This is a genomic window from Streptomyces mesophilus (genome assembly GCF_011044995.1).
GTDB lineage: Bacteria > Actinomycetota > Actinomycetes > Streptomycetales > Streptomycetaceae > Streptomyces > Streptomyces mesophilus.
In genome coordinates this window covers 1-10,101 of the sequence record NZ_JAAKZW010000274.1, presented here as the reverse complement: position 1 = coordinate 10,101, position 10,101 = coordinate 1, and the positions used below count along the sequence as shown (strand labels likewise).

Below are 10,101 nucleotides of genomic sequence, written 5' to 3'. Positions count from 1 at the left end.
GGTCAGGCCCACCCCATGGCAGCACCCCCGGGCAGGCCCACCCCGCGACAGCACCCCCGGGCGGGCCCAACTGGCGTGCCACATCAGCGTGGTACGTATGGGCCATGACCAAGAGCAGGGACGCGATCAGCGACGTGCGCGGCGTGCGCGTCGGCCATGCGACACGAGCCGGGGACGGCTGGCTGACCGGGACGACGGTCGTACTCGCGCCCGAGGGCGGCGCCGTGGCCGCCGTGGACGTGCGCGGCGGCGGGCCCGGCACAAGGGAGACGGACGCCCTCGATCCGCGGAATCTGGTGCAGCGGATCGACGCGATCGTGCTGACCGGCGGCAGTGCCTACGGCCTGGACTCCGCCTCCGGCGTGATGGCCTGGCTGGAGGAACAGGGCCGGGGCTTCCCGGTGGGCGGCCCGGGCCAGGTCGTCCCCGTGGTGCCCGCCGCCTGCGTCTACGACCTCGGCCGAGGCGGCAACTGGCGGGCCCGGCCGGACGCTTCCTTCGGCCGCGAGGCAGCCGAAGCGGCCTCCGAGGACGTCACGCAGGGATGCGTCGGCGCGGGCACGGGCGCCGTGGCCGGCGGACTCAAGGGCGGCGTCGGCACGGCGAGCACGCGGCTCGCCTCGGGACACACGCTCGGCGCCCTGGTCGTGGTCAACGCCGTGGGAGCGGTGACGGATCCACGGAACGGGATCCTCTACGGGCGGTACTTCACGAGCGACGCGGACGCCGACACCTACACGGGCGCGGACACCGGCACCGGCACCGACGCGGCGACGGACACGGGCACGGGCACCGCCCGCCCCTCCCCCGACGTCCACCGCCGCGCCCGGCAACGCCTGGCCGAAGCGAAGGCCCGCACCACCGCCCTGCAAGCCGCCATCGGCCCGGGCGCCCCCCTCAACACCACCCTCGCCGTCGTCGCCACCGACGCCCGGCTCACCCGCGCCCAGGCGCAGAAGCTCGCGGGAACGGCACATGACGGCATCGCCCGCGCCGTACGCCCCGTACATCTGCTGCATGACGGGGATACGGTCTTCACCCTCGCGACCGGCGAGAAGCCGCTCCCGGACGGGCAGTTGGAGGCCCTGACCACGGTCAACGAACTGCTCGCCGCAGGCGCGGACACCGTGACCCGGGCGATCGTGAAGGCCGTCGAAGCGGCGGAAGGGGTGCGGGGGCCGGGCGGAGAGTTCCCGTCGTACGGCGAGTTGTACCGGTAGTTGTACCGGTAGTGGTGCAAGCAGATGTACGGACAGGTGCACCACCGCACGCTGCCGCGCATCAACTTCCGCACGGCGCACGCGACCTGGGAACCCGCGACAAGTCTCGTACGTTTTCCCGAACGACGGACATGATGTCCGACCGAGGCACTACGGTGAGCGGCCACGAGGTCACAAGCAGCGACTGGCAGTCGATGACGGACCGGCATCGACCCGGCAGGAAGCGGCCGACGGCCCCGTGACATGAGTCAGCGCCCCAAGCCAGTGCTGTGGCCAGGCAACCGCAGCAACGCCGGGAGAAACCTTGAGCGTTCCGAACGAGACCCCCCAGGAGCAGGTCGACCAGCTCCTCGGACGCGCCCTCAACTCCTTCGAGCTGCCCGACGAGACGATGGCACGCCTCGAGACGGCGCTCGCCCATGACGTCGCACTGCACTCGGCGCAGCACAGCGCCGGCCTGTACCGCGAGACCTACCGGCACACCTGGCTGCTCGGCGACGGAAGCGCCCTGGTCCTGTGGGAGTTGGTGCACAACGCGACCGTGCGCCGCGAGCAGCAGCACGAGCTGTACACGGAGGCGGAAGAGGTCCACACCGCGGCGGGCCGGCTGCCGTTCCCGGCCGACCACGCACCGCGCCACGACGTCATGAGCGGGGAGGACGCGGGCCACGGCGGCGCCGAGCCGTTGCTGCTCGAGACGGTCCTGCTGGTGGCTCCGGCGCCCCGCAGGGCGTATGCGCACTTCGCCCACGAGGACTCGGCCGACCACGGCAGGCGACTGCTGCGCCGCGCGGAGAACGCGGACCGGCCCGGCGAGGACATCGCCCGGCTGCTGCGTACGGCGGTGGCCCATCAGATCACCCAGGCATTCGGACGGCCGGGGCGCACGGACTCGGGGTTCACGCTGTACGAGCATGCGTTCCTGCTGGCGGACGGGCAGGAGCTGAGCCTGTGGGAGGTGGAGCACACCGATTCGCCGGACGGGCGGCATGTGTGCGAGGTGTACGGCGAGGAGGGTCAGGCCCGGGGCGTCATGGAGGGCCGGGGCGCGTCGCTCTGAGGCACCCGCGCGCGCTCAGGGACCGTCCGGCCCAGGAAGTGTCGACCCGGAGAAGCGTCTACCGCTTCTCGTTCAGCCCGCGCACCAGCCCCGCGAAGGCCGCGCGCTCCTCCTCCGTCAGATCGACGCGCTCGATCGGATGCGGGACCGACTGCCGCGGAATCCCGTCGAGATGGGCGGGCAGCGCACCGGCGCGCTGGGCCTCGCGCCAGATCGCGATCTCGAAGCGATCGCGGCGCAGGAGGCGGGCGAGGCCGACGACCCATGCCACGGTCGCGACGAGGAGGACCGTCAGGCCGATCTGCTGGACTATCGAGATCTGATCGAACATGCGGGCCAGTAGACAACACGGACGGGCCTTACGGCAGGGCCCGAAAGGGACTTTGGTCCCGAAGTGACGTATCTCGCAGAGCAGTCGCAAAGCCGGAGCAAAGTGATACGGCGGGGCATACGAAAGGGCCCCGGATCCCGTCGTACGGAAATCCAGGGCCCTTTGCGGGAGTTCGCAAACCCCGCCGAGTCACCCGCCGGATCAGCGAACCGATCGCCCGCCGGATCAGCGGCTCAGACCGAGACCGTCTCCTTGACGGCCACTGGTGCGACCTCGGCCGGCGCAGGCGCGGCAGTCCCCGTGGCCGCCGGCTTCCGCATCCCCTTCAGGAGGATGACCAGACCGGCCGAGACACAGGTACCGGCCATGACCGCCACCAGGTAGAGCAGCGGCTGTCCGATCAGCGGGACCACGAAGATGCCGCCGTGCGGAGCCTGCAGCGTCGCACCGAAGCCCATCGACAGGGCGCCGGTCACCGCGCCACCGGCCATCGAGGCCGGGATGACGCGCAGCGGGTCGGCCGCCGCGAACGGGATCGCGCCTTCGGTGATGAAGGAGGCGCCGAGCACCCAGGCCGCCTTGCCGTTCTCGCGCTCGGTCTTCGTGAAGAGCTTGCCGCGCACCGTCGTGGCCAGGGCCATCGCGAGCGGCGGGACCATACCGGCGGCCATGACCGCGGCCATCACCTTGAGGTTGCCGTCCGTGGCGTTCGCGCCGAGGCCGCCGACCGCGAAGGCGTACGCGACCTTGTTGAGCGGACCGCCCAGGTCGAAGCACATCATCAGGCCGAGGATGACGCCGAGGATCACGGCATTGGAGCCGTCGAGGGACTGCAGCCAGTCGGTGAGCGCGCGCTGCAGCGAGGCGATCGGCTCGCCGACCACCAGGAACATCAGGAAGCCGACCACCGCCGAGGAGATCAGCGGGATCACGACCACCGGCATGATGCCGCGCAGTACGGCGGGGATACGGACCTTCTGGATCGCCATGACCGTGGCGCCCGCGATCAGACCGGCCACGAGACCGCCGAGGAAGCCGGCGTTGATGGTGACGGCGACCGCGCCGCCCACGAAACCGGGCACCAGACCGGGCCGGTCCGCCATCCCGTACGCGATGTAACCGGCGAGCACCGGGACGAGGAAGCCGAAGGCGAGCCCGCCGACCTGGAAGAACAGCGCGGCCCAGCTGGCGGCCTCGGTCCAGATGAAGTGGTCGACGACCGACTTGGCCTCGTTGATCTCGTAGCCGCCGATGGCGAAGCCGAGAGCGATCAGCAGACCGCCGGCCGCGACGAACGGGACCATGTAACTGACGCCCGACATCAGCCACTTGCGCAGCTTGGTGCCGTAGCCGTCGCCCTCGTCGCCGGCCGCCTCCACGGGGCTGGGAGCGCCGCTCGACATCTCGCCGCGCGCGGCCTTCCCGCGGACCTCGGCGATCAGCTCGGCGGGACGGCTGATGCCCGCCTTCACGCCGACGTCGACGGTGGGCTTGCCGCTGAAGCGGTCCTTGTCGCGTACGGGGACGTCATGGGCGAAGATCACCGCGTCCGCGGCCGCGATCACGGCCGGGTCGAGCCGGGTGAAGCCCGCGGAGCCCTGTGTCTCCACGACCAGCTCGACGCCCGCCTCGCGCCCGGCGTTCTCCAGGGATTCGGCGGCCATGTAGGTGTGGGCGATGCCGGTGGGGCAGGAGGTGACGGCGACGATCTTGAAGGTCTCGCCGGGCACGGTCTCCCCGGGAGCGGGGTCCCCGACCGGCGCGGGCTCATCGGCAGCCAGTCCTCCGGCAGTCGGCTCCCCGGCAGCCGGCTCTTCCGCGGATACGGAAGCCTCTCCCCGTATCAGCGCGGCAGCCCGCCCTGCGTCCTCGACGGCCCGCAGCGCGGAGGTGAACTCGGCGTCCATCAGCTGGCGTGCGAGGGAGGACAGGATCGTGAGGTGGTCCTCGTCGGCGCCGGCGGGCGCGGCGATCAGGAAGACCAGGTCGGCCGGGCCGTCCGGCGCCCCGAAGTCGATGCCCTGCGCGGACCGTCCGAAGGCCAGCGTGGGCTCGGTGACATGGGTGCTGCGGCAGTGCGGGATGCCGATCCCGCCGTCGAGACCGGTCGGCATCTGCGCCTCGCGGGCGGCGACATCGGCGAGGAAGCCCTCGAGATCGGTGACGCGGCCGAGGGCCACCATCCGCTCGGCGAGCAGACGCGCCGCCGCCTCCTTGGTCTCGGCGGACAGGTCGAGGTCGACCAGTTCCGCGGTGATCATCTCGCTCATCGCGGGCTCCTTTGCTCGCAAACGGGGGGTATTCGGGGACAGGTGGGGAACGGGGCGCGGGTCATGACGCCGACTCGGTGGGGAACGGGGTGCGGGTCATGACGCCGACTCGGTGAGGGGCGGGGCGCCGGTCATGACGCCGGCTCGGTGAGGACGCGGTCCAGGGGTACGTCGGCCGTGACGAGGACCGCGGACAGGTCGAGGTCGCCGGGCGTGGGCATCACGCTGCCCGGCAGCTGTACGGCGGCCGCGCCGTGCGCGACCGCGGAGGCGAGGGCCTCGGGCCCTGAACCGCCCGCGATGAGGAAGCCGGCGAGCGAGGCGTCGCCCGCGCCGACATTGCTGCGGACGGTCTCGACCGGGGCGCTCGCGAAGTACGCGCCGCTGTCGTCGACGAGCAGCTGCCCGTCGGCGCCGAGCGAGGCGAGCACCGCGCGGGCGCCGAGCGTACGGAGCTCCTCGGCGGCCTTCACCGCGTCGCCGACGGTGCCCAGCGGGCGGCCCACCGCTTCGGAGAGTTCTTCGGCGTTCGGCTTGACGACGTCGGGACGCTCACGCAGCGCGGCGGTGAGCGCGGGACCGGAGGTGTCGAGGGCGATCCGGGCGCCGGCCGCGTGGGCGCGGGCCACCAGATCGGCGTACCAGGACGGTGCGAGGCCGCGCGGCAGGCTGCCGCAGCACGCGATCCAGGACGCCCCGAGCGATGCCGAACGCACCGTGGCGAGCAGCGACTCGGCCTCCGTGGAGGTCAGTTCGGGCCCGGCCGCATTGATCTTCGTGAGGGTGCCGTCGGGCTCGGCGATCGCGATGTTGGAGCGGGTCGCGCCCTCGACCTCGACCGGCGCCACCTCGATGCCCTGCTCGCCGAGGAGCTGGGCGACCAGGGCGCCGGGCGCCCCGCCGAGCGGCAGTACGGCGACGGTGCGCTGTCCGGCCGCGGCGACCGCGCGCGAGACGTTGACTCCCTTGCCGCCCGGGTCCATCCGGTCGCCATCGGCCCGGTTGACCTCGCCGCGCTCGAGGGCGGGCACCTCGTAGGTGCGGTCGAGGGAGGGGTTCGGGGTGACGGTGAGGATCATGCGTACCGCTTCCAGGTGGTTCATGTGGTGGGTCTCGTCCGGGAGTTCATCCGGCGGGTCTCGTCCGGTGGCTCATGCGGTGGGTCTCGTCCGGTGGCTCATCTGGCGGCTCGTACGGGGGTTCATGTCGCGTTTCTCGTACGGGAGTTCAGACGCGCCGGACCTCGACGCCGGCCTTCTCGACGGCCGAGGCATCGGCGTCGGACAGGCCGTTGTCGGTGATCAGTAGATCGACCTCGGCCAGGTCGCCGAAGCGTGCGAAGTGCTCCTCGCCGCATTTGGCGGAGTCCGCGAGCAGGACGACACGGCGGGCCGCGGCGATCGCGGCGCGCTTGACGGCGGCTTCGGCGAGGTCGGGGGTGGTCAGACCGTGTTCGGCGGAGTAGCCGTTGGCGGCGAGGAAGAGGACGTCGGCGCGGACCTCGCCATAGGCGCGCAGCGCCCAGGCGTCGACGGCCGCGCGGGTGCGGTGCCGCACCCGGCCGCCGATCAGGTGCAGCTGGATGCCGGGGTGGTCGGCGAGGCGGGCCGCGGTGGGCAGCGAGTGGGTGACGACCGTGAGCGCGGATTCGAGCGGCAGGTCGGCGGCGACGCGGGCGACGGTGGATCCTGCGTCGAGGATCACGCTGCCGTCGGTGGGGAGTTCGGCGAGGGCGGCCCGGGCGATGCGGTCCTTCTCGTCGGCGGCGGTGGACTCGCGCTCGGCGAGGTCCGGCTCGAAGTCGAGCCGCCCGGCCGGTATCGCGCCACCGTGCACCCGGCGGACGAGGCCCGCGCGGTCGAGGGCCTTGAGGTCGCGGCGTACGGTCTCGGCGGTGACCTGGAACTCCTCGGCGAGCGACAGCACATCGACGCGTCCGCTCTCGCGGGCGAGGCGCAGGATTTCCTGCTGGCGCTCCGGTGCGTACATGTGGGTTCAGCTCCGCTTCGTGCCCGGCTGTGTGGGTTCTCCGTCAGCTTACGGCTGCGTATCGCTGAAGTAAACAAACTCGGGCATGGTTCGGGCAGAAACGGGCTTTGGTCCCGGTGGGTGGTTCGCGAGGCGGGCCCAAGGGCCCGGGCGGGCAGGCGGCAGGCGGCAGGCGTCCGTGTGTTCTGCGCGTGCGGTTGCGTTGTGGGGTCGGTGCCGGTCCGGGGTGCCAGTTACACGGGCAATGGCACCGTTCCCGTGAAGGGGCGCCGTCGACGTCGGGGGCGCCCGTGTAACTGGCACCCCTCCCCGTCCCCTTCCGCCGGTTCCGCGGCTGCCGGCCGGTGGGGCCAACGTCACAACCGGCGCTCCCTTCCCCGTCCCCTTCCGCCGTCGCGCGGCTGCCGGCCGGTGGGGGATCCGCCCAGACGTCACGCGCCTGCGGGCCGGTGGGGGCCCACGTCACGACCGGCACGCGTCAGCGCCCCCGCACCGTGAAGGTGCGAGGGCGCCGAAAGCCGCTGAGACCAGAGGTCAGTGGACGAGCACCGGCTGCTCGTCGTCGTCCGGTGCCGCGGCCGAGTCCGCCGGCGCGGACGGGTCGGAAGCCTCGTCCGCCCCGCCCTCCAGGTGCTGCTTCGGGCGCTTCGGCAGCGCGAACATCACCAGGAAGATCGCGACGAGCACCCCGGCGACGTACTTGAGCGCGTACTGGAACGCGTCCACGATCTCCGCGGCCATCTGCTCCGGCACGACGTGGTCGGACAGCTGCCCGAAGAAGACCACCGAGACCAGACCGAGTCCGAGCGCGTTGCCCATCTGCATCGTGGTGTTGATCAGACCCGAGGCCGAACCCGCGTGCTCACGCGGCACCTCGGACAGGACCGCGTCGGTCAGCGGCGCCACGATCAGGCCCATGCCGACACCCATCACGATCAGCGGGAACGCCATCTGCCACTGGGTGATGGCCATGCCGTAGCGGTCGGCCTCCCAGATGTAGATCAGGACGCCGGCGGCCATGGTCAGCGCGCCCGCCTGAAGGACCTTGCGGCCGAAGAGCGGGACCAGCTTCTGCACCGAGATACCGGCCGCGAAGGAGACGGCGATCGAGAACGGGATACCGGTCAGCCCCGCCTTCAGGACGCTCCAGCCGAGGCCCGTCTGCATGTAGAGGGTCCACACCAGGAAGAAGATGCCCATCACGAGCCCGAAGGTCAGCTGCACCGCGATGCCCGCCGCGAAGCTCTTCACCTTGAACAGCGGCAGCTCGATCAGCGGCGAACCGTCCTTGCGGGCCTTGTAGCGCTCGTACGCCACGAGGATCGCGAAGACCGGAAGCGCGCCCGCCATCATGAGGTGACCCCACAGCGGCCAGTCCAGCTCGTGGCCGCGGGTGAGCGGGTAGAGCAGCATGAGCAGCGGGATCACGACGAGGACGACGCCGACGAGGTCCAGCTTGAGCGCCTTGGGCGCCTTGGACTCGCTGATGTACTTGCGGCCGAGGATCAGGGCCGCGATGCCGACCGGCAGGTTGATCAGGAAGATCGGACGCCACTCGAGACCGAACAGGTTCCACTGCGTGAGCAGGGCTCCGAGCAGCGGACCGGTCACCGCGCCGAGGCCCACGATCGCGCCGAACAGGCCGAACACCTTGCCGCGCTCGTGCGCCGGGAACGTGGCGTGCACGATCGAGAGGACCTGCGGCACCATCAGCGCGGCCGTCGCTCCCTGCAGAATGCGGGAGGCGACCAGCATGTCCGGGTTGGCGGCGAAGCCGCACAGCGCGGAGGCGAGGGTGAAGCCGGCGATACCGATCAGGAAGAGCCGCTTGCGGCCGTAGATGTCACCGAGCCGGCCGCCCGTGATCAGTCCGGCCGCGAAGGCCAGTGCGTAACCCGCGGTGATCCACTGGATCTGGCTGGCCGTTGCGCCCTCGTCGCGCGTGATGGTCGGGATCGCGACGTTCACGATCGTCACGTCGACGAGGTCCATGAACGAGGCGGTCATCACGATCGCCAGCGCGATCCACCGCCGCCGGTCGGCCTGGGCTTCGCCCTGCCCCGGCCCCTGGGCTATGCCCTGCGCGCTGCTGTTTGTCGTCTTCATAAGGAGTACGTTAGATGGCATGTAGGACAGTTCACGACCTAATTGAGGGGCATCCTCAAAAACATGACGACCGATACTCCGGCACGACTGCTGCAGCTTCTGTCGCTTCTGCAGACGCCACGCGAGTGGCCAGGCAGTGAGCTCGCCGATCGCCTCCAGGTCTCCCGGCGGACCGTCCGCCGTGATGTGGACCGGCTGCGCGACCTCGGCTATCCGGTACAGGCGACCATGGGCGCGGACGGCGGCTACCGACTGGTCGCGGGCAAGGCGCTGCCGCCCCTCGTGCTCGACGACGAGGAGGCGGTGGCGATCGCGGTCGGTCTGCGCGCGGGCGCGGGCCATGCGGTCGAGGGCATCGAGGAGGCCTCCGTACGCGCTCTCGCCAAACTCGAACAGGTGCTGCCCTCGCGGCTGCGCCACCGCGTCAACACCCTTGGCACGGCGACGAGTTCCCTCGTGTACGGCGGGGGCGGCGACGGCGCGACCATCGCGCCCGAGACCCTCACGGTGCTGGCCTCGGCGACCTCGGGACACGAGCGGCTGCGCTTCTCGTACGAGGCCGCGGACGGCGCACGGACCCGGCGCCTGACGGAGCCGTACCGGCTGATCTCGGCGGGCCGGCGCTGGTACCTCGTCGCGTACGACCTGGACCGGGACGACTGGCGTACGTTCCGGGTCGACCGGGTCGGCGACCCGTTCGCGACGGGTGCGCGGTTCGCGCCGCGCGAGGTGCCGACCGGGGACGCGGCGGAGTTCATGCGGGCGACGGTGTGGCGGGCGGCGCCCTCGTTCGAGCTGGACGTGACCTTCGACGCGTCGGCCGCCGAGGTGACCCGCCGGCTGCCGCCGTCCTTCGGCACCCCGGAGGCGACGGGCGCGGACAGCTGCCGGCTGCACTCGACGGTCCAGGACTCCCTGGAGTGGGCGGCGATGCGCCTGGCGATGGCGGGGGTGGACTTCACGGTGCAGGGGCCGGCCGAACTCGCCGAGCAGGTGGGCAAGCTGGGCCGGCGCCTGACGCGGGCGGCTCCGCGGTAGCGCTCCGGGAAGCCCCGCACCCGGACAACAACGAGCCCCCGGCGCCAGGGGGGGGTGGGGCGCCGGGGGCTCGTTGTTGTCCGGGTG

Annotated in this window: 8 protein-coding genes; 3 read left to right on the top strand and 5 right to left on the bottom strand. The window is 71.7% G+C overall.

Annotated elements, in window-relative coordinates:
- The first annotated feature begins 104 nt into the window (after positions 1 to 104).
- Positions 105 to 1,220, top strand: coding sequence for a P1 family peptidase (locus G6045_RS36075; RefSeq protein WP_165336441.1), 1,116 nt, complete (start codon positions 105 to 107; stop codon positions 1,218 to 1,220).
- Between the two features lie 304 nt (positions 1,221 to 1,524).
- Complete coding sequence (locus G6045_RS36070; RefSeq protein ID WP_165336440.1) at positions 1,525 to 2,280, top strand: DUF6227 family protein; 756 nt, start codon at positions 1,525 to 1,527, stop codon at positions 2,278 to 2,280.
- Between the two features lie 58 nt (positions 2,281 to 2,338).
- Here G6045_RS36070 and G6045_RS36065 read toward each other — a convergent pair whose 3' ends face one another.
- From G6045_RS36065 to G6045_RS36045, 5 genes are all read right to left on the bottom strand, one after another.
- On the bottom strand, positions 2,339 to 2,611 hold the full coding sequence (locus G6045_RS36065) for a hypothetical protein (RefSeq protein ID WP_165336439.1): 273 nt from the start codon (positions 2,609 to 2,611) through the stop codon (positions 2,339 to 2,341).
- Between the two features lie 233 nt (positions 2,612 to 2,844).
- Complete coding sequence (locus G6045_RS36060) at positions 2,845 to 4,881, bottom strand: PTS fructose transporter subunit IIABC (protein ID WP_165336438.1); 2,037 nt, start codon at positions 4,879 to 4,881, stop codon at positions 2,845 to 2,847.
- 131 nt (positions 4,882 to 5,012) lie between these two features.
- Positions 5,013 to 5,960, bottom strand: a complete 948-nt coding sequence (gene pfkB, locus G6045_RS36055; protein ID WP_165336442.1) for a 1-phosphofructokinase — start codon at positions 5,958 to 5,960, stop codon at positions 5,013 to 5,015.
- Positions 5,961 to 6,108: 148 nt separating this feature from the next.
- Positions 6,109 to 6,870, bottom strand: a complete 762-nt coding sequence (locus G6045_RS36050; RefSeq protein ID WP_165336437.1) for a DeoR/GlpR family DNA-binding transcription regulator — start codon at positions 6,868 to 6,870, stop codon at positions 6,109 to 6,111.
- A gap of 534 nt (positions 6,871 to 7,404) precedes the next feature.
- Positions 7,405 to 8,976: an MFS transporter gene (locus G6045_RS36045; protein WP_165336436.1), complete on the bottom strand. Its 1,572-nt coding sequence runs from the start codon at positions 8,974 to 8,976 to the stop codon at positions 7,405 to 7,407.
- A 63-nt stretch (positions 8,977 to 9,039) separates the two neighbouring features.
- Between G6045_RS36045 and G6045_RS36040 the strand changes: the two genes are divergently transcribed.
- Positions 9,040 to 10,014 (top strand): helix-turn-helix transcriptional regulator, encoded by a 975-nt coding sequence (locus tag G6045_RS36040; protein ID WP_165336435.1) that lies wholly within the window; start codon positions 9,040 to 9,042, stop codon positions 10,012 to 10,014.
- The last annotated feature ends 87 nt before the right edge of the window (positions 10,015 to 10,101 follow it).

What these genes read in the sequence shown, in the direction of transcription:
- G6045_RS36075 (WP_165336441.1), top strand. Translation starts at nt 105, where the DNA reads ATGACCAAGAGCAGGGACGCGATCAGCGACGTGCGCGGCGTGCGCGTC.
- G6045_RS36065 (WP_165336439.1), bottom strand. Translation starts at nt 2,611, where the DNA reads ATGTTCGATCAGATCTCGATAGTCCAGCAGATCGGCCTGACGGTCCTC.
- G6045_RS36060 (WP_165336438.1), bottom strand. Translation starts at nt 4,881, where the DNA reads ATGAGCGAGATGATCACCGCGGAACTGGTCGACCTCGACCTGTCCGCC.
- pfkB (WP_165336442.1), bottom strand. Translation starts at nt 5,960, where the DNA reads ATGATCCTCACCGTCACCCCGAACCCCTCCCTCGACCGCACCTACGAG.
- G6045_RS36050 (WP_165336437.1), bottom strand. Translation starts at nt 6,870, where the DNA reads ATGTACGCACCGGAGCGCCAGCAGGAAATCCTGCGCCTCGCCCGCGAG.
- G6045_RS36045 (WP_165336436.1), bottom strand. Translation starts at nt 8,976, where the DNA reads ATGAAGACGACAAACAGCAGCGCGCAGGGCATAGCCCAGGGGCCGGGG.
- G6045_RS36040 (WP_165336435.1), top strand. Translation starts at nt 9,040, where the DNA reads ATGACGACCGATACTCCGGCACGACTGCTGCAGCTTCTGTCGCTTCTG.